General features: G+C 70.8%; 15 protein-coding genes and 1 pseudogene. 6 read left to right on the forward strand and 10 right to left on the reverse strand.

What is annotated here, in order from left to right; genetic code table 11:
• Positions 1-203: 203 nt before the first annotated feature.
• Entirely contained in the window at positions 204-1,910 is a 1,707-nt protein-coding gene (locus M2271_RS07295) for a glycerol-3-phosphate dehydrogenase/oxidase (protein ID WP_280886293.1), read from the reverse strand.
• A 292-nt stretch (positions 1,911-2,202) separates the two neighbouring features.
• Between M2271_RS07295 and M2271_RS07300 the strand changes: the two genes are divergently transcribed.
• Positions 2,203-3,411 (forward strand): nucleotide sugar dehydrogenase, encoded by a 1,209-nt coding sequence (locus tag M2271_RS07300; RefSeq protein WP_280886294.1) that lies wholly within the window; start codon positions 2,203-2,205, stop codon positions 3,409-3,411.
• 667 nt (positions 3,412-4,078) lie between these two features.
• Here the strand turns inward: M2271_RS07300 and M2271_RS07305 are convergent.
• The 4 genes from M2271_RS07305 to M2271_RS07320 form a co-directional block, all read right to left on the reverse strand.
• Positions 4,079-5,203 carry a GuaB3 family IMP dehydrogenase-related protein gene (locus M2271_RS07305; protein WP_280886295.1) on the reverse strand — a complete coding sequence of 375 codons (1,125 nt, stop codon included), beginning with the start codon at positions 5,201-5,203 and terminating at the stop codon, positions 4,079-4,081.
• Positions 5,204-5,318: 115 nt separating this feature from the next.
• The gene (gene guaB / locus M2271_RS07310; protein ID WP_280886296.1) at positions 5,319-6,824 is read right to left on the reverse strand and encodes an IMP dehydrogenase; all 1,506 of its coding nucleotides are present in this window, start codon (positions 6,822-6,824) and stop codon (positions 5,319-5,321) included.
• Between the two features lie 158 nt (positions 6,825-6,982).
• Positions 6,983-7,570, reverse strand: a complete 588-nt coding sequence (locus M2271_RS07315; RefSeq protein ID WP_280886297.1) for a sigma-70 family RNA polymerase sigma factor — start codon at positions 7,568-7,570, stop codon at positions 6,983-6,985.
• 492 nt (positions 7,571-8,062) lie between these two features.
• Positions 8,063-8,674 carry a response regulator transcription factor gene (locus M2271_RS07320; RefSeq protein ID WP_003948568.1) on the reverse strand — a complete coding sequence of 204 codons (612 nt, stop codon included), beginning with the start codon at positions 8,672-8,674 and terminating at the stop codon, positions 8,063-8,065.
• 402 nt (positions 8,675-9,076) lie between these two features.
• Here M2271_RS07320 and M2271_RS07325 point away from each other — a divergent pair, with 402 nt between their 5' ends.
• On the forward strand, positions 9,077-9,406 hold the full coding sequence (locus M2271_RS07325; RefSeq protein ID WP_280886298.1) for a WhiB family transcriptional regulator: 330 nt from the start codon (positions 9,077-9,079) through the stop codon (positions 9,404-9,406).
• Positions 9,407-9,524: 118 nt separating this feature from the next.
• On the opposite strand, the gene M2271_RS07330 is transcribed toward M2271_RS07325, so the two are convergent.
• Positions 9,525-10,427 carry a LysR family transcriptional regulator gene (locus tag M2271_RS07330; protein WP_280886299.1) on the reverse strand — a complete coding sequence of 301 codons (903 nt, stop codon included), beginning with the start codon at positions 10,425-10,427 and terminating at the stop codon, positions 9,525-9,527.
• 81 nt (positions 10,428-10,508) lie between these two features.
• On the opposite strand from M2271_RS07330, the pseudogene M2271_RS42480 reads away from it, so the two are divergent.
• The 3 genes and pseudogenes from M2271_RS42480 to M2271_RS07340 form a co-directional block, all read left to right on the forward strand.
• Positions 10,509-10,589, forward strand: a pseudogene (locus M2271_RS42480) (MOSC domain-containing protein); the annotation flags it as partial.
• A gap of 127 nt (positions 10,590-10,716) precedes the next feature.
• Positions 10,717-11,490: an SDR family oxidoreductase gene (locus M2271_RS07335; RefSeq protein ID WP_280886300.1), complete on the forward strand. Its 774-nt coding sequence runs from the start codon at positions 10,717-10,719 to the stop codon at positions 11,488-11,490.
• Between the two features lie 77 nt (positions 11,491-11,567).
• Positions 11,568-12,257 (forward strand): ester cyclase, encoded by a 690-nt coding sequence (locus M2271_RS07340; RefSeq protein ID WP_280886301.1) that lies wholly within the window; start codon positions 11,568-11,570, stop codon positions 12,255-12,257.
• 107 nt (positions 12,258-12,364) lie between these two features.
• Here the strand turns inward: M2271_RS07340 and groL are convergent, their stop codons facing one another.
• The 3 genes from groL to M2271_RS07355 all read right to left on the reverse strand — a co-directional run bounded on the left by groL (position 12,365) and on the right by M2271_RS07355 (position 15,692).
• The gene (gene groL / locus M2271_RS07345; RefSeq protein WP_280886302.1) at positions 12,365-13,990 is read right to left on the reverse strand and encodes a chaperonin GroEL; all 1,626 of its coding nucleotides are present in this window, start codon (positions 13,988-13,990) and stop codon (positions 12,365-12,367) included.
• 150 nt (positions 13,991-14,140) lie between these two features.
• Positions 14,141-14,449 carry a co-chaperone GroES gene (gene groES / locus M2271_RS07350; protein WP_003998759.1) on the reverse strand — a complete coding sequence of 103 codons (309 nt, stop codon included), beginning with the start codon at positions 14,447-14,449 and terminating at the stop codon, positions 14,141-14,143.
• Positions 14,450-14,882: 433 nt separating this feature from the next.
• The gene (locus M2271_RS07355) at positions 14,883-15,692 is read right to left on the reverse strand and encodes a polysaccharide deacetylase family protein (protein ID WP_280886504.1); all 810 of its coding nucleotides are present in this window, start codon (positions 15,690-15,692) and stop codon (positions 14,883-14,885) included.
• Positions 15,693-16,007: 315 nt separating this feature from the next.
• Between M2271_RS07355 and M2271_RS07360 the strand changes: the two genes are divergently transcribed.
• Positions 16,008-17,174: a methyltransferase domain-containing protein gene (locus M2271_RS07360; protein WP_280886303.1), complete on the forward strand. Its 1,167-nt coding sequence runs from the start codon at positions 16,008-16,010 to the stop codon at positions 17,172-17,174.
• Between the two features lies 1 nt (position 17,175).
• Here the strand turns inward: M2271_RS07360 and M2271_RS07365 are convergent, their stop codons facing one another.
• Entirely contained in the window at positions 17,176-18,390 is a 1,215-nt protein-coding gene (locus tag M2271_RS07365) for a sigma-70 family RNA polymerase sigma factor (RefSeq protein WP_280886505.1), read from the reverse strand.
• Positions 18,391-18,506 lie beyond the last annotated feature (116 nt).

The raw sequence follows: 18,506 nt of genomic DNA on the forward strand, positions 1-18,506 counted from the left end.
TCCGCACGGCACAACCGCCCCTTCGGCGAGCGTGGTCACGAGCCTCTCCCGTGACCCCGGCCGCCCGGGTGTGGAGCAGCGCCGCCGCCCTGCTCGGCGGTCGAGCGCTGTCCCCGCACCTCGTAGAACGGCCGGGTTCCGAACGAAGATCCCGCTTCCCGACACTCGTTCGGGTGATGTCGAGTCAGAGCCCCCGAGGGTGCCTACAACTGCGTGATGTCCGGCGCCCCGAGCCGCGCCACGTCCGCCGTCAGATCGTCCGGCTGCCGCTGCGACTCCCGCTCCGCCTCCACCCGCTTCTCGTAGTACTCGATCTCCCGCTCGATCTGGTCGGTGCCCCAACCGAGCACCGGCGCCATCAGTTCGGCGGCCTCGCGGGCGCAGCGGACGCCCCGGTCGAAGGTCTCGATGGAGATACGGGTGCGCCGGGTCAGTACGTCGTCGAGGTGCCGTGCGCCCTCGTGCGAGGCGGCGTACACGACCTCGGCGCGCAGATAGTCGTCGGCGCCCCGCAACGGATCACCCAACGCGGTGTCCGCGGCTATGAGGTCGAGGACCTCCTCCGTCATCGCGCCGTACCGATTCAGCAGGTGCTCCACGCGCACGACGTGCAGGCCCGTGCGGGCGGCTGTCCGCGCCCGGGCGTTCCACAGGGCGCGATAGCCCTCCGCCCCCAGCAGCGGGACGTCCTCCGTCACGCACTCGGCGACCCGCATGTCGAGGCCGTGCACCGCCTCGTCCACCGCGTCCTTCGCCATCACCCGGTAGGTCGTGTACTTGCCGCCCGCCACGACCACGAGCCCGGGCACGGGATGCGCCACCGTGTGCTCGCGCGAGAGCTTGCTGGTGGCGTCCGACTCACCGGCCAGCAGCGGACGCAGGCCCGCGTACACACCCTGGACGTCGTCCCTGGTCAGCGGGACCGCCAGGACGGAGTTCACATGCTCCAGGAGATAGTCGATGTCGGCGCTGGAGGCGGCCGGGTGGGCTTTGTCGAGGTCCCAGTCGGTGTCGGTCGTGCCGACGATCCAGTGCCGGCCCCACGGGATGACGAAGAGGACGGACTTCTCAGTGCGCAGGATCAGGCCGGTCGAGGAACTGATGCGATCCTTGGGGACGACCAGGTGGATACCCTTGGACGCCCGGACGTGGAACTGGCCGCGCTCGCCCACCATCGCCTGAGTGTCGTCGGTCCAGACACCGGTGGCGTTGACGACCTGTTTGGCGCGGATCTCGTACTCCCCGCCCGCCTCGACGTCCTGCACCCGGGCTCCGACCACCCGCTCGCCCTCGCGCAGGAAGCCGGTCACCCGCGCGCGGTTGGCGGTCTTCGCGCCGTACGCCGCCGCGGTGCGCACGAGGGTCGCCACGTAGCGGGCGTCGTCCATCTGTGCGTCGTAGTACTGCAGCGCGCCCACCAGCGCGTCCTTCTTCAAGGCGGGCGCGACGCGCAGGGCGTGACGGCGGCTCAGATGGCGGTGCAAGGGCAGGCCCCGGCCGTGCCCGCGGGCCATCGACATCGCGTCGTACAGCGCGACGCCGGAACCCGCGTAGAGCCGCTCCCAGCCCTTGTGCTGGAGCGGGTACAGGAAGGGCACCGGCTTCACCAGATGCGGCGCGAGGCGCTCCAGCAGCAGCCCGCGTTCCTTCAGCGCCTCGCGGACGAGGGCGAAGTCGAGCATCTCCAGATAGCGCAGGCCGCCGTGGACCAGCTTGCTGGACCTGCTGGAGGTACCGGACGCCCAGTCACGCGCCTCGACCAGGCCCACGGACAGGCCCCGGGTCACGGCGTCGAGCGCGGTGCCCGCGCCGACCACTCCCGCGCCCACCACCAGCACGTCCAGTTCACGCTCGGCCATTGATGCGAGTGACTCGGCGCGCTGCGCCGGTCCCAGTGTCGCTGTCCTCACCGTTGCCTCCCGCTGTCGGTCGTGCCGGTCGCACCCCTACGGAGTGGCCCGGTCCGTATCCCCCATGCGCAAATTCTGACCGTCTTGCCCGAGTTCAGCCATCGCTCGCCCCAGCCTGTGGACAACCTTCACGGACACGCGGAACAACGCGCGCAGACCCACGAAGAGACACACGCGATCAATCCAGCATATCGGTCATATTTACTCCTAGTCTGACATTGCACTCGCCCATCTTGTCCACTGGGCTTGCGCACCTGTCCCGCTTCGGCTACTGGGAAGGACGGTCCACGCCATGCCCGCAGATCTCGCCGTCATCGGACTCGGCCCCTACGGACTGCCCCTGGCCCAGGCCGCCGTCGCCGCCGGCATCTCCACCCTCGGATACCGGACCGGACCCGAGCCCGGCTCCCTCAGCCCCGCCGAACTGCGCCGGATGCTCTCGGGGGGCTTCCGGCACGCCACCAGCCCGGCCGAGCTGGGCCGGGTGCGCACCGTCGTCATCTGCGCGCCCACCCCTCGCGGCGCGGACGGCGCGCTCGACCTGAGCCAGGTGGAGGGGGCCGCCCGTACCCTGGCGGCCCACCTGCGCCCGCACACCACGGTCATCCTGGAGTCGCCCGTGCCCCCGGGCACCACGGAGGACTTCCTGCGCCCGCTCATCGAGGAGGGCTCCGGTCTGCGCGCGGGCCGCGACGTCCACCTCGCCTACTCCCCCAGCCGGGTCGACCCCGGCAACCGCGACCACACCCCCGCCAACACCCCCAAGGTGATCGGCGGCCTCACCCCCGCCTGCACCGAGTCCGCCGCCGCCTTCTACAGCCGTCTCACCGACAAGGTGGTACGCGCGCGTGGACCGCGCGAGGCGGAGACCGTGCAGCTCCTGGAGACCAACTTCCGGCACGTCAACATCGCCCTCGTCAACGAGATGGCCGTCCTCTGCCACGACCTCGGCGTCGACCTCTGGGACGTCATCCGCTGCGCGGAGACCAAGCCGTTCGGCTTCCACGCCTTCCGCCCCGGCCCCGGCGTCGGCGGCCACGCCGTCCCGCAGGACCAGGCCGGCCGGACCGGCCGGACCCTGCGCATGGTGGAACTGGCCCAGCAGGTCAACAGCCGGATGCCGCGTTACGTCATCCAGCGCGCGGCGGCCCTCCTCAACGAGCACGGCAAGTCCGCGCGTGGCGCCCGCGTGCTGCTGCTCGGCGTCACCTACAAGGCCGACCTCGCCGACCAGCAGGCCACCCCCGCCCAGGAGATCGCGACCCGCCTGCTGGAGCTCGGCGCCTCCATCAGCTACCACGACCCGCACATCCCGTCCTGGAGCGTCCTGGACCGCCCTGTCCCCCGCGCCGACTCCCTCTACGAGGCCGCCGCCGACGCCGACCTGACGATCCTGCTCCAGCAGCACCGCACGTACGACCTCCAGGGCCTGTCGGTGAAGGCCCAGCTGCTGCTGGACACGCGGGGGGCCACGCCTACGGGGGCGGCGCATCGGCTGTGAGGGGGGCGCTCGGGACTGCCCGGGCTCCAGGGCTGGTGGCGCGGGGCTCCCTCGCATCGGTAACGTACGAGTGCGGATCCCGTCGCCCCGGGGACGGGAACCCGCATCCGGTGCCGCGCCGCTCCCTGGCGGATCCGGTACCGTGCAAAAAGTGGAGCCCACCGCAGCGGGTACTGCGGCCGGCTCCTGACGGGTTACGGGTGTCCGCCCCTACTGTGTTTGGGGGCGGCCGCTCACCGTCCGTGAATCCGCAAGATCCACCTCCTCCGGCACTTCACCATCCGAAGACGGATCCGGTCCCAGCGGGTGGGCTTGCGGTGGCGGCCCATAGGCGCCCCCTTCCACGACGCCACCCATTGACCCGGTAGGCGGCACGTGGGAACTCGGGCCGGGCCCCGAGGGCCGGGGTCCGGAACTTTGTTCTTGGAAGGGGGCACCCCACACAACTGGGGCGCCGACGTGAACGCTCCCCCCGCGACCCCGCTGACCAGCCCGAATTCGCCCCGAAGGCAACCGTGCGCCCCCGCCCCACATCTCGCGCCCCCGCAGACACACCCGGACATGCGAAAGGGGCCGGTCGCTCACCCAAGTGAGACGACCGGCCCTCTACACGTCCTACGGAACTACGGGACCCACGCGGACCACGGGCCCACGGAAACCACGCGGACTACCGCCGATGCACCGAGTCCGCCACCGTCACCTCGACGCGCTGGAACTCCTTCAGCTCGCTGTAGCCGGTGGTCGCCATCGCCCGCCGCAGCGCCCCGAAGAAGTTCATCGAGCCGTCCGGCGTGTGGGACGGGCCGGCGAGGACCTCCTCGATGGTGCCCACCGTGCCGAGGTCGACCTTCTTGCCGCGCGGGAGCTCATCGTTGACGGCCTCCATGCCCCAGTGGTGCCCCTTGCCCGGCGCGTCGGTCGCACGGGCCAGCGGGGAGCCCATCATCACCGCGTCGGCGCCACAGGCGATCGCCTTGGCCAGGTCGCCGGACCAGCCGACACCGCCGTCCGCGATCACGTGCACGTACCGGCCGCCGGACTCGTCCATGTAGTCGCGGCGGGCAGCCGCCACGTCGGCGACCGCCGTCGCCATCGGGACCTGGATGCCCAGCACGTTGCGCGTGGTGTGCGCCGCGCCGCCGCCGAAGCCGACCAGGACGCCCGCAGCTCCGGTGCGCATCAGGTGCAGGGCCGCGGTGTACGTGGCGCAGCCGCCGACGATCACCGGGACGTCGAGCTCGTAGATGAACTGCTTCAGGTTCAGCGGCTCGTGCGAACCGGAGACGTGCTCCGCCGAGACCGTCGTACCGCGGATGACGAAGATGTCCACGCCCGCGTCCACGACCGCCTTGGAGAACTGGGCCGTGCGCTGCGGGGAGAGCGCGGCGGCGGTGACCACGCCCGAGTCACGCACCTCCTTGATGCGCTGCCCGATCAGCTCCTCCTTGATGGGAGCGGCGTAGATCTCCTGGAGCCGGCGGGTCGCGGCGTCCACGTCCAGCTCGGCGATCTCGTCGAGCAGCGGCTGTGGGTCCTCGTACCGCGTCCACAGGCCTTCGAGGTTCAGCACGCCGAGGCCGCCGAGCTCGCCGATACGGATCGCGGTGGCCGGGGAGACGATGGAGTCCATGGGTGCGGCCAGGAACGGCAGCTCGAAGCGGTAGGCATCGATCTGCCAGGTGATCGAGACCTCCTTCGGGTCCCGCGTGCGGCGGCTGGGGACGACGGCGATGTCGTCGAAGGCGTACGCCCGGCGGCCGCGCTTGCCGCGCCCGATCTCGATCTCAGTCACGTCTGTGGCCTTTCCCTCTTCGTTGCAGCGTCTTCCAGTATCGCCGACGGGCACGACACGGGTACGCCAAGGGCGGCCCCGGAATGCCCGGGGCCGCCCTTCGGAAACCTGGTGACTACTTGCTACGGCTGTAGTTCGGGGCCTCTACCGTCATCTGGATGTCGTGCGGGTGGCTCTCCTTGAGGCCCGCCGAGGTGATCCGGACGAAGCGGCCCTTGGTCTCCATCTCCTCGATGGAGGTCGCGCCCACATAGCCCATGGTCTGGCGCAGACCGCCGACGAGCTGGTGCAGCACGTTGCCCAGCGGGCCGCGGTAGGGCACCTGGCCCTCGATGCCCTCGGGCACGAGCTTGTCGTCGGACGCCACCTCGGCCTGGAAGTAGCGGTCCTTGGAGTACGACCTGGCCTGGCCCCGGGACTGCATGGCACCGAGCGAGCCCATGCCGCGGTACGACTTGAACTGCTTGCCGTTGATGAACTGCAGTTCGCCGGGCGACTCCTCGCAGCCGGCGAGGAGGCTGCCCAGCATCACCGTGTCGGCACCGGCGGCGAGCGCCTTGCCGATGTCGCCGGAGTACTGCAGACCACCGTCGCCGATCAGCGGGACACCGGCCGGACGGGCCGCGAGGGAGGCCTCGTAGATGGCGGTGACCTGCGGTACACCGATGCCGGCGACCACCCGGGTGGTACAGATCGAGCCGGGGCCCACGCCCACCTTGATGCCGTCGACGCCGGCGTCGATCAGCGCCTGGGCGCCGTCGCGCGTGGCGACGTTGCCGCCGATCACGTCGACGCGGACACTCGACTTGATCTTCGCCATCCAGCTCAGGGCGTTGCTGTTGTGGCCGTGCGAGGTGTCGACGACCAGGAAGTCCACCCCGGCCTCGGCCAGTGCCTGGGCCCGCTCCAGCGCCTCGGGGCTGGCGCCCACGGCGGCACCGACGATCAGACGGCCCTCCGCGTCCTTCGCCGCGTTGGGGTACTGCTCGGCCTTGACGAAGTCCTTGACCGTGATGAGGCCCTTGAGGACGCCCGCCTCGTCGACCAGCGGAAGCTTCTCGATCTTGTGACGGCGCAGCAGCTGCATGGCGTCACCGCCGGAGATGCCGACCTTGCCGGTGACCAGCGGCATCGGGGTCATGACCTCGCGCACCTGGCGGGAGCGGTCGGTCTCGAAGGCCATGTCGCGGTTGGTGACGATGCCGAGCAGCTTGCCGTCCGGGTCGGTGACCGGTACGCCGCTGATGCGGAACTTCGCGCACAGGGCGTCGGCCTCGCCCAGCGTCGCGTCGGGGTGCACCGTGATGGGGTCGGTGACCATGCCGGACTCGGAGCGCTTCACCAGGTCGACCTGGTTGACCTGGTCCTCGATGGAGAGGTTGCGGTGCAGTACGCCGACGCCGCCCTGACGGGCCATGGCGATCGCCATACGGGACTCGGTGACCTTGTCCATCGCCGCCGAGAGCAGCGGGATGTTCACCCGGACGTTGCGGGAGATGCGGGACGAGGTGTCGACCGCGTTGGGGAGCACCTCGGATGCGCCCGGCAGCAGCAGCACGTCGTCGTAGGTGAGCCCGAGGGTCGCGAATTTGGCGGGCACTCCGTCGACGTTGGCAGTCATGACACCTTCCCCAAATGGCCTTGATCGGTGCGGATGTCCATGCTAACGGGAAGCGGTGAGCCCGAATTCCAGCGTCCCGTCCGACCGGGGGCTTCGTATGTCCGTACGGAACCGGAGCAACCCCCGTTCACCGAAGAAGCCCCTGTTCAACGCAGGCCCTACTGCTCGGCGAGCGCCCGCAGCCTGCTCAGCGCACGGTGCTGCGCCACACGGACCGCGCCGGGTGACATTCCCAACATCTGGCCCGTCTCCTCCGCCGTCAACCCCACCGCGATCCGCAGCAACAGCAGTTCGCGCTGGTTGTCAGGGAGGTTGGCCAGCAGTTTCTTGGCCCATTCGGCGTCGCTGCTCAGCAGGGCTCGCTCCTCCGGGCCGAGGGAGTCGTCCGGACGCTCGGGCATCTCGTCCGAGGGAACCGCCGTCGACCCCGGATGCCGCATCGCCGCCCGCTGCAGGTCGGCGACCTTGTGCGCGGCGATGGCGAAGACGAACGCCTCGAAGGGGCGGCCGGTGTCCTTGTAGCGCGGCAGGGCCAGGAGGACCGCGACACAGACCTCCTGGGCGAGGTCCTCGACGAAGTGCCGGGCGTCGCCCGGGAGGCGGGACAGACGGGTGCGGCAGTAGCGCAGCGCCAGGGGATGGACATGGGCGAGCAGGTCGTGCGTGGCCTGCTCGTCCCCGTCGACGGCGAGGTGGACGAGACCGCCGATCGCCCCCGGGGCCGTGCCCGCCTCGTCCTCACGCATCGGTCCATGGTGCCTTGGCGGCGGGCGATCCGTGACATCGCGCTGGTCGTTGTGCATCGAAGCGTTATGAGCAGGTGCGCCGGCACTCATCTCCTGCGCCCTCCCGTTCCGCTCGACCGACTCGTCCCCGAGGAACTCCACACCTCAAGGATGCGGCATCCGCGCCGAAACGGGCAGCGGGCGCCGAATGAGCCGCTTGACTGGCCTCGCAACCGCACCTTTCAGGGGCGCGGGGAACCGCGCGACCAGGCACCGACGGCCCGCAGCTTTCGATTGCCTGACCAGCGGAGGGCTAGTGCCGCGGCAGGCAATGTCTGCCCGAGAGGAGCGGCGTCATGGGGGTCCCCCCGCTCGAGCGCAGCCGAGAGTGGGGGAGCGTGCTGTCGGCGTGCCGGGCGGAAGCCCTCGTACTGGATGTACGTGGGTTTTCGCCCGGTGCGGCGAGAGGGCGTGCCAGGCGTCGCGACGGGGCGAACATCGCCTGTCGCGGCACTAGCGCACCAGGCCCCAGCGGAACCCGAGCGCCACGGCGTGCGCCCGGTCCGAGGCGCCGAGTTTCTTGAAGAGCCGCCGGGCGTGTGTCTTGACGGTGTCCTCGGACAGGAACAGCTCGCGGCCGATCTCGGCGTTGGAGCGGCCGTGGCTCATGCCCTCGAGGACCTGGATCTCGCGCGCGGTGAGCGTGGGCGCGGCGCCCATCTCGGCGGAGCGCAGCCGACGCGGCGCCAGGCGCCAGGTCGGGTCGGCGAGGGCCTGGGTGACGGTCGCCCGCAGCTCGGCGCGGGAGGCGTCCTTGTGCAGATAGCCGCGGGCACCGGCGGCGACCGCGAGGGCCACGCCGTCCAGGTCCTCGGCAACGGTGAGCATGATGATGCGCGCACCGGGATCGGCGGACAGCAGCCGACGGACGGTCTCCACGCCGCCCAGACCGGGCATGCGTACGTCCATCAGAATCAGGTCCGAGCGGTCGGCGCCCCAGCGGCGGAGGACTTCCTCGCCGTTGGCCGCGGTCGTCACGCGCTCGACGCCGGGCACGGTCGCGACCGCGCGGCGGAGCGCCTCTCGGGCAAGCGGGGAGTCGTCGCAGACGAGGACGGATGTCATGACCGCCCTCCGCAGCTGATGCACGTCACCTTGAGCCTCCAGGCTGGTACGAAATCGTCACCTGTGCGGTCGACCGTCTCGGGCGCCTGCCCGAGCGCTTGTGTTTTCAACCGCCTCCGCACTCTCAACGACGGTCACTCGAAAGAGTTACGGGGCCGTGCGCCCTCTTCGGCACTCTACGTGAGGGCGTGGACACGGTGACAGACATGCGGGGCCCGCCCCCGACGTTTCATCACAACCCATGCCCCATTCGGACCCTTTTCTTCCCATTCACTGGTGTCTGAAGCTAGATTCGCAATGAGTCATATTTTCATCTCCTTAGATCGCAGTCGTGCGGAGTCGTGCGGTCCTGCACGCCGCAAGGATCAACAACCTCCCAGATCGGCTACAAGGGGTTACAAGATGGCAGATTTCTCCCGCCTTCCCGGACCGAACGCGGACCTGTGGGACTGGCAGCTCCTGGCTGCCTGTCGCGGAGTGGACAGCTCGCTCTTCTTCCATCCGGAGGGTGAGCGCGGTGCGGCCCGGAGCGCTCGCGAGAACTCGGCCAAGGAGGTCTGCATGAGGTGCCCGGTGCGCGCGCAGTGCGCGGCACACGCGCTGGCGGTGAGAGAGCCGTACGGCGTCTGGGGCGGCCTGACCGAGGACGAGCGCGAGGAACTCATGGGACGGGCGCGCCACCGGCTGGTGTCGGCGGCGGCCGCGGCCGGGGACGGCCCTTCGAGCGAGTGAACAGAGTCACGGAGCAACTGAAGGAACGTTTTTCCTACGGGGGCACGCGCCGCGTGCCCCTGCTTTCGGCCGCGCCACCGGGCGACGGCACCGCGCGGGGCCACCTCGATCCGCCCTATCAGGCAGCTCGGGCAGCGGCCCGCGCCAGTTGGTCCAACGTCGCCGCCACGGCCGGCACCTTCGACAGATCGGGCAGCGTCAGCGCGACGATCTCCCGCCGGACCGGCGGTTCCAGTGTCACTGTGCGTGCGCCTCTGGGCCGTACGGACGCGACGGCGAGCTGTGGCAGGACGGCGACGCCGAGACCCGCGCCCACCAGGCCGACCACCGCGGGATAGTCGTCGCTCGCGAAGTCGATGCGGGGCGTGAAACCGGCGGCCTCGCACACCTCGACCAACTGGCCGCGGCAGCGCGGGCAGCCCGCGATCCAGGGTTCCTGCGCGAGTTCCCCGATGGCGACGGAGTCCGCGCGTGCGAGGCGGTGCCGTTCGGGTACGAGGGCGACGAGCCGGTCGGTCAGCAGCGGCCGTACGGCGAGGTCGTCCCACTCCTCGGCGCCCGCCGCCCCCTCGTACCGGAAGGCGAGCGCCACATCACAGTCGCCCTCGCGCAGCAGTTCGACGGACTGGGGCGGTTCGGCCTCCTCCAACGAGACGCGGGTGCCGGGGTGCTCGGTACGCAGGGCGGCCAGCGCCGTGGGGACGAGCGTGGAGCTGCCGCTGGGGAAGGAGACGAGGCGGACCCGGCCGGCACGCAGGCCGGCGATGGCGGCGACCTCCTCCTCTGCCGCGGTGAGCCCGGCGAGGATCCCGGCGGCGTGCCGGACCAGGGCCTCGCCGGCCTGGGTCAGCCGCATCTCGCGGCCGCTGCGGATGAGCAGGGGGGTGCCGACGGATGCCTCCAGGGCCTTCATCTGCTGACTGACGGCGGGCTGGGTGCAGCCCAGCGCCCGCCCGGCCGCCGAGAAGGAGCCGGTGGCGGCGACGGCGCGCAGCACACGGAGATGACGGGCCTCGATCACGGAGTCGAGTATAAGCGGGCCTTGGGGGCGGGGCCGGATAATGCGTCGATGCTTTTGCCGAGCGCTGCGTACCGTACCGTCATGAAGCTGCTGTCGGTGAATCCGGGCCGCCCGAAGGCCGTGCCGTACACGGCCGACCCGGAAGGCGTCACCTGCATCGACACCTCAGGGAGTTGGCGCGGGGGTGTTCCTGACCTCGCTCACCGGTTGCCGTTCGCCTGGCCTTCACGCATCGGGAGGCCCTGTGCAGGGAGCGGACGCGCGCACTCCGGGTCACTAATCTTGCGCCATGACAACGGCTCTCATCACCGGATCGACCGCGGGCATCGGTGCCGCGTTCGCACGGCGGCTGGCCTCGGACGGGCACAACCTCGTCCTGGTCGCCCGCGACACCAAGCGGCTGCGTGAACAGGCGACCGAACTGCACGACCGGCACGGGATCGAGGCGGAGGTCCTCACCGCCGACCTGGCGACGGACGACGGCATCGAGGCGGTGGCCGCTCGGCTCGGCGACCGCAGGAACTCCGTCGACCTGCTGATCAACAACGCCGGCTTCGGCAACAGGGGCCGCTACCTCGACGTGCCGATGGCCGACGAGCTGACCATGCTCAAGGTGCACTGCGAGGCGGTGCTGCGGCTGACGTCGGCGGCGTCCGGGGCGATGCGGGAGCGGGGGCGCGGGGGTGTGGTCAACGTGGCCTCGGTGGCGGCCTTCTTGCCGCGCGGGACGTACGGGGCCTCCAAAGCGTGGGTCGTGCAGTTCACGCAGGGGGCGGCGCGGGACCTGGCGGGCAGCGGCGTACGGCTGATGGCGCTGTGCCCGGGGTTCGTGCGGACCGAGTTCCACCAGCGGGCCGGGATGGGGACCGACAACATCCCGGGGTGGATGTGGCTGGACGCGGACAAGCTGGTGGCGGCGGCGCTGGCGGATCTGGCGCGCGGGAAGTCGTTGTCGATTCCGGATCCGCGCTACAAGGCGCTGATGGGTCTGGCGAAGATCACTCCGCGCTCGCTGCTCGGTGGGATCTCCTCGAAGACGGGGCGCAAGTACGGGCCCCAGTAGCGGGCGGGTGGCGCGGCGTCTCCGGTGGGACAATGGGCAGGACGGGAACCGTGCCCAGGGGGGCCGGAGGCGGCGTCATGACGTTCGTACAGCTCATCGACTGCAGGACCGACCGGTTCGACGAGATGAACCGGTTGATGGACACATGGGTCGAGCAGACCAAGGGGAAGCGGACCGCGACGCACGCGGTGGTCGGCAAGGACCGCTCCGACGCGTCGCACTTCATCGAGATCGTGGAGTTCCCCTCGTACGAGGAGGCCATGCGGAACTCGGTGCTGCCGGAGACCGACCGGATCTTCCGGGACATGGTCGCCCTGTGCGAGGGGATGCCCGAGTTCACCGATCTGGACGTGGTGTGGGACGAACAGCTCAACCCGGTGGTCGCACGGGAGTTCTTCGAGGAGGCCGGGCAGGCCGACACCGAGGCGCTGTTCGAGCGGTTCGCCGTCGACTACGTGGACCACAACCCCGCCAATCCCGATGACCTGCGGCTGGAGGGGGCGCGCGAGGAGTACGAGGGGTGGCGGCGGTCGTTCACCTTCGCGTTCCGGGTCGACGACCAGATCGCCCAGGACGACCGGGTGTGCACCCGCTGGACCTGGGCCGGCCGGCACACCGGCGATTTTCTGGGGATTCCGGCCACCCGACAGGACGCCGTCATGACCGGGACGACCTGGCACCGGTTCCGGGACGGGAAGATCTGCGAGGGCTGGTGGGAGTACGACCGGGCCGGCCTGATGGAGCAGCTGGGCGCGTTCGGGGAGTGACCCGCGAAAGGGAGCAGCTGAGCGCGTTCGGGGAATGACCCGCGAAGGGGAAGGGGCCCCGTTCCAGCACCTGGGTGCGGAACGGGGCCCCTCTGCGAGCGGGTGCCTCAGTGGGCGTGGCCGTGGGAGTGACCCCCGGCGGCCGGCTCTTCCTCTTCCTTCTTCTCGACGACCAGGGTCTCGGTCGTGAGCAGGAGGGAGGCGATGGATGCGGCGTTCTCCAGGGCGGAGCGGGTGACCTTCACCGGGTCGATGACGCCGGCCTTGACCAGGTCGCCGTACTCGCCGGTGGCGGCGTTGAAGCCCTGGCCCTTGTCGAGCTCGGCGACCTTGGAGGTGATGACGTAGCCCTCCAGGCCGGCGTTCTCGGCGATCCAGCGCAGCGGCTCGACGACCGCGCGGCGCACGACCGCGACACCGGTGGCCTCGTCGCCGGTCTTGCCGAGGTTGCCCTCGAGGACCTTGGCGGCGTGGACCAGCGCGGAGCCACCACCGGAGACGATGCCCTCCTCGACCGCGGCGCGGGTCGCGGAGATGGCGTCCTCCAGACGGTGCTTCTTCTCCTTCAGCTCCACCTCGGTGGCGGCGCCGACCTTGATCACGCACACGCCGCCGGCCAGCTTCGCGAGGCGCTCCTGGAGCTTCTCGCGGTCCCAGTCGGAGTCGGTGTTCTCGATCTCGGCCTTGATCTGGGCGACGCGACCCTGGACGTCCTTGGAGTCACCGGCGCCGTCGACGACCGTGGTGTCGTCCTTGGTGACCGTGACACGGCGGGCGGAGCCCAGCACGTCCAGACCGATCTGGTCGAGCTTGAGGCCGACCTCCTCGGAGATGACCGTGGCGCCGGTGAGGACCGCCAGGTCCTGCAGCATCGCCTTGCGGCGGTCACCGAAGCCGGGGGCCTTGACCGCGACCGCGTTGAAGGTGCCGCGGATCTTGTTCACGACCAGGGTCGACAGGGCCTCGCCCTCGAGGTCCTCGGCGATGATCAGCAGCGGCTTGGAGGAGTTGGCCTGGATGACCTTCTCCAGCAGCGGCAGCAGGTCGGAGATGGAGGAGATCTTGCCCTGGTTGATGAGGATGTACGGGTCCTCCAGGACGGCCTCCATGCGCTCCTGGTCCGTCACGAAGTACGGCGACAGGTAGCCCTTGTCGAAGGCCATGCCCTCGGTGAAGTCCAGCTCCAGACCGAAGGTGTTGGACTCCTCGACGGTGATGACACCGTCCTTGCCGACCTTGTCCATCGCCTCGGCGATGAGCTCGCCGACCTGGCTGTCCTGGGCGGACAGACCGGCGACGGCGGCGATGTCGGACTTCTCGTCGATCGGCCGGGCGGTCGCGAGGAGTTCCTCGGACACAGCCTTGACCGCGGCGTCGATGCCCTTCTTCAGGGCGGCCGGGGAGGCACCCGCGGCGACGTTCTTCAGGCCCTCACGCACGAGCGCCTGGGCGAGCACGGTGGCGGTGGTGGTGCCGTCACCCGCGATGTCGTTGGTCTTGGTCGCCACCTCCTTCACCAGCTGGGCACCGAGGTTCTCGAACGGGTCCTCGACCTCGACCTCGCGGGCGATGGTGACGCCGTCGTTGGTGATGGTGGGAGCGCCGAACTTCTTGTCGATGACGACGTTGCGGCCCCGGGGGCCGATCGTCACCTTGACCGTGTCGGCAAGCTTGTTGACGCCGCGCTCGAGGGCGCGACGGGCGTCCTCGTCGAACTTCAGGATCTTCGCCATGGGAGCGTGAGCCCTCTCGGAAATCTAGGTGAAATTAGCCGCGCCCCTGGCACCCGGCTCACTAGTGATCGCGGGGGGCCAGGGGCGCAGCTCAAGCAAGGTGCTTCGCGGTGAGGCGAAGCGGGGTGAAGCCTGGTGAAGCGAGGTGAACTACTTCTCGATGATCGCGAGCACGTCGCGAGCCGAGAGGACGAGGTACTCCTCGCCGTTGTACTTCACTTCGGTGCCGCCGTACTTGCTGTACAGCACGATGTCGCCGGTCTTGACGTCGAGCGGAAGTCGCTCGCCGTTCTCGAAGCGACCCGGGCCCACGGCAAGGACGACGCCCTCCTGGGGCTTCTCCTTCGCGGTGTCCGGGATGACCAGGCCAGAGGCGGTGGTCTGCTCGGCGTCGAGCGGCTGGACCACAATGCGGTCCTCGAGCGGCTTGATGGCAACCTTGGAGCTGGTGGTCGTCACGATCCGACCTCCCCCTTCGGAGATCACGGGGTTGACTGTCTGAGGTGGCGACCAGGTGGATCCGTCGTCGCGGGTGCCGGACCTGCCCGTCGCTAGTTGGCACTCTCCAGGGGGGAGTGCCAGAACCGAGACTATGACCGCGATTAGCACTCGGTCAAGCGGAGTGCCAATGCGTCCGGCGTGGCGGGCGGGTTTTCCTTCGGCTCGCCGTGGGTTTTCGTCGGCCGGCCGTGGGATTCCGTCGCCTCGCCGCCGGTGGTCCGGTGGCTCGGCCGCAGGTTTCCGTCGCCTCGCCGCCGGTTTCCATCGCCTCGCCGCCGGTGGTCCGGTGGCTCGGCCGCAGGTTTCCGGCGGCTCGGCCGCAGGTTTCCGTCGGCTCGCCGCCGGCGTTCCGGCGGTCCTGGTGCTCGCGGAGGTCGTCTGTGGGGCGGAACTACAGGTAGTCCTCCAGCCTTCCCACCGTCAGCCCCCTCCTCTGGATCTCCCGCAGCAGCCGTACCGTCCGCTCCCGCAGGGTCGGGGCCGCCCACTCGCCCGATGCCACCGACACGATGTCGCCGGGGCGCAGCCGGTTCCCGCCCTCGCCGAAAATCAGTTCGTCGCTCTCCATCGAGACGCGCCACAGGACGACCGCCGAGAGCCCGCAGTCGGCGGCGGCGCGCAGGGTCATCGGGTCGTACGTGCCGTAGGGCGGGCGGAGGAGACGGGGGCGGAGGCCGAAGCGGGAGCGGAGTTTCTCCTGCTGGCCGCAGATCTCGGCGCGCTGGCCGGCGTAGGGCAGGCCGCGCAGGGCCTGGTGGTCGAGGGTGTGGTTCTGGACGCTCGCGCCGACCGACTGGAGGCGCGCGAAGTCGCCGTAGCCCGGTCCGACGACCCTGTCGGTGAGGAACGTGCTGACCGGGAGCCGGAGTTCACGGACCAGGTCGACGAAGCGGGGGTCCCGCTCGGCACCGTCGTCGTAGGTGAGGAAGACGACCTTGTCGGTGGTGCGGACGCGGCGCACGGCCGGCGGCAGGCCCGGGCCCGCCGTCCGGGCGGCTGGTGGACGGGCCGGCGGCTTCGGCGCGGGCGGCAGGGGGGCGGCCAGGCCCCAGCGGCGGTACACGGGCTTCCCCGCCCCGGACGGCCCGCGCGAGCCCACCCGCTGGGCCGCCTTCCTGCCCAGCCGTTCGATGGGGTCGACGGACTGGGCGCAGCCGGTGAGCAGGGACAGCGCCAGCACCAGCGCCAGCACCGGCGCCAGCACCGGCGCCAGCACCGGCACCAGTACCGCTGCCGTCGGCGACCACCGCCTCAGCCGGATCTCGGCGGGACCGCCGTCCCGCGCACAGCCCGGCAGGAGGACGGCAGAGGCGAGTACGGCAGTGGCGTGCGCGGCAGCGGTGAGTACGGCAGCGGCGTGCGCGGCGATGTCGCCCGGCACACTCACCCGAGCCCGGAATTTGTAGGTTTGTCCTACTGTCCCCATGGGGCCGGATCCTCGCAAAGCACCCCGGCGAACCCCGGGTGACACCGCCGCCGGAGGCGGACGGTCCACCGACTGGCCCACAATGATCCGGTGAACGACCTCGCCCTCCTCCTCACCCCCGAGGGCCGCGCCCTCCTCCACGAAGTGCGCGGCACCGTCCCCGCCGACGAACTCACCGTCGCCACCCGGCTACGCCGTGAGCACCCGGCCGCACTGGTGTCGGCGGCGCTCGGGCAGGCCCGGCTGCGGCAGCGGGCGGCGGTGAAGTTCGGGGCCGAGGACGCCGGGCGGATGTTCTTCACGCCCCACGGGGTCGAGCAGTCGACCCGGACGAGCGTGGCGACATACCGCGCCGAGCGGCTCAAGGCACTCGGCGTGACCTCCGTGGCCGACCTGTGCTGCGGGATCGGCGGCGACGCGATCGCGCTCGCCCGGGCGGGGATCAGGGTGCTCGCCGTGGACCGCGACCCGGTGACGGCCGGGGCGGCCCGGGCGAACGCCGAGGCGCTGGGCCTCACCGACCTGGTCGAGGTGCGGGAGGCGGATGTCACGGAGGTGGACACGGCCTCGTACGACGCCGTGTTCGTCGACCCGGCGCGGCGGGGTGGCAGAGGCCGGATCTTCGATCCGGAGGCGTACTCGCCGCCCCTGTCGTGGGCCGTCCGGGCCGCCCTCAGCGCCCCACACGCGGCCCTGAAGGTCGCCCCGGGCATCCCGCACGAGGCCGTCCCCGCCGAGGCGGAGGCCGAGTGGGTCTCGGACGGCGGGGACGTCAAGGAGGCCGTGCTGTGGTTCGGCACGGAGCCGGGCGCCGTCCGGGCCACGCTGCTGCCGGGACCGCGCACGCTGCTCTCCCGAGGTCTGCCCGACCCCGACGTCCGCCCGGTCGGCCGGTACCTGTACGAGCCCGACGGCGCCGTCATCCGCGCCCACCTGGTCGCCGAGGTCGCCGAACAGCTCGACGGCGGGCTGCTCGACGCCACGATCGCCTACCTCACGGCTGACGAGCGGCACGTGACCCCGTATGCCTCCGCGTACGAGATCACCGACCAACTCCCCTTCAGTGTCAAGAAGTTGAAGGCTCTGCTGCGGGAACGCGAGATCGGCATCCTGACCGTGAAGAAGCGCGGGTCGGCGGTGGAGCCGGAGGAGCTGCGCCGGAAGGCCCTCCCCAAGCAACGCGGTCCGAACTCGGCGACCGTGTTCATGACGCGGGTCGCCGGGGCGCCGACCATGCTCCTCGGACACCCCGCCTGATTCAGGAGGCCTCAGCCTCGGCCGCCCGTCTCAGCAGCAGTTCCCGTTCCCGTGTGTTGTGGGTCAGCTCCGCCGCCCGTACGAACTCCGCCCGCGCCTGAGCCGTACGGCCAAGACGCATCAGGAGATCGCCCCGCACGCTCGGCAGCAAGTGGTAGTCCCGCAGGGCCGGTTCGGTGGCCAGGGCGTCGACGATCTCCAGCGCCGGGCCCGGCCCGTCCGCCATCGACACGGCGACCGCGCGGTTGAGTTCGACGACCGGGGAGGCGACCCGGGCGGCGAGCAGGGCGTAGAGCGTGGAGATCGTCTGCCAGTCGGTCTCCTCGTAGGAGTACGCCATCGCGTGGCAGGCGGCGATGGCTGCCTGGAGGGCGTACGGGCCCGGGGCGCCGGTGGTGTCGGCCCGGCCGAGGGCGGTGATGCCGCGGGCGATGAGCATACGGTTCCAGCGGCTGCGCTGCTGGTCCTTGAGGAGCACCGGCTCTCCGGACGCGCCGGTGCGGGCGGCCGCGCGGGACGTCTGGAACTCCAGCAGCGCGGTCAGGCCGTGGACCTCCGGTTCCTTCGGCATCAGACCGGACAGCACCCGGGCCAGCCGCAGAGCGTCCTCGCACAGGCCCGGGCGCAGCCAGTCGTCGCCGGCCGTGGCCGCGTACCCCTCGTTGTAGATCAGGTAGATGACGTCGAGGACGGAGCCGAGGCGGGCCTCGCGGTCGGGGCCGTACGGCACCTCGAAGGCGACGTTCTTCGTGGCGAGCGTGCGCTTGGCCCGGACGATGCGCTGCGCGACCGTCGCCTCCGGCACCAGGAACGCGCGGGCGATCTCGGCCGTGGTCAGGCCGCCCAGCAGCCGCAGGGTGAGGGCGGTGCGGGCCTCGGCGGACAGCACCGGGTGGCAGGCGGTGAAGACCAGGCGGAGCAGGTCGTCGTCGATGTCGTCGGGATCGGCGAACTGCTCGGGTTCCTCAGGCGGTGCCGCGTGCGACAGGTCCCGGCCGATCTCGGCCAGCTTGCGGACGTAGTTCTCCCGGCGGCGGATCAGGTCGACGGCGCGGCGCCGGGCGGTGGCCGTGAGCCAGGCGCCCGGGTTGTCGGGGACGCCCTCCCGCGGCCACTGCTCCAGGGCCGCGACCAGCGCGTCCTGGGCCAGTTCCTCGGCGATGCCGATGTCCCGGACGAGACGGGCGACGCCGGCGATGATGCGCGGGGACTCCATGCGGAAGACGGTCTCGATGGTGCCGCGCGGGTCGGCGGAGGGCTGTGAGCTCACAGCCCTCCATTCGACACCGGTTGCGGCGCCCGGCCAAGCCGCCAGGCCCGGGCAGGCCCTCA

It is taken from the genome of Streptomyces sp. LBL (assembly GCF_029893585.1).
GTDB lineage: Bacteria > Actinomycetota > Actinomycetes > Streptomycetales > Streptomycetaceae > Streptomyces.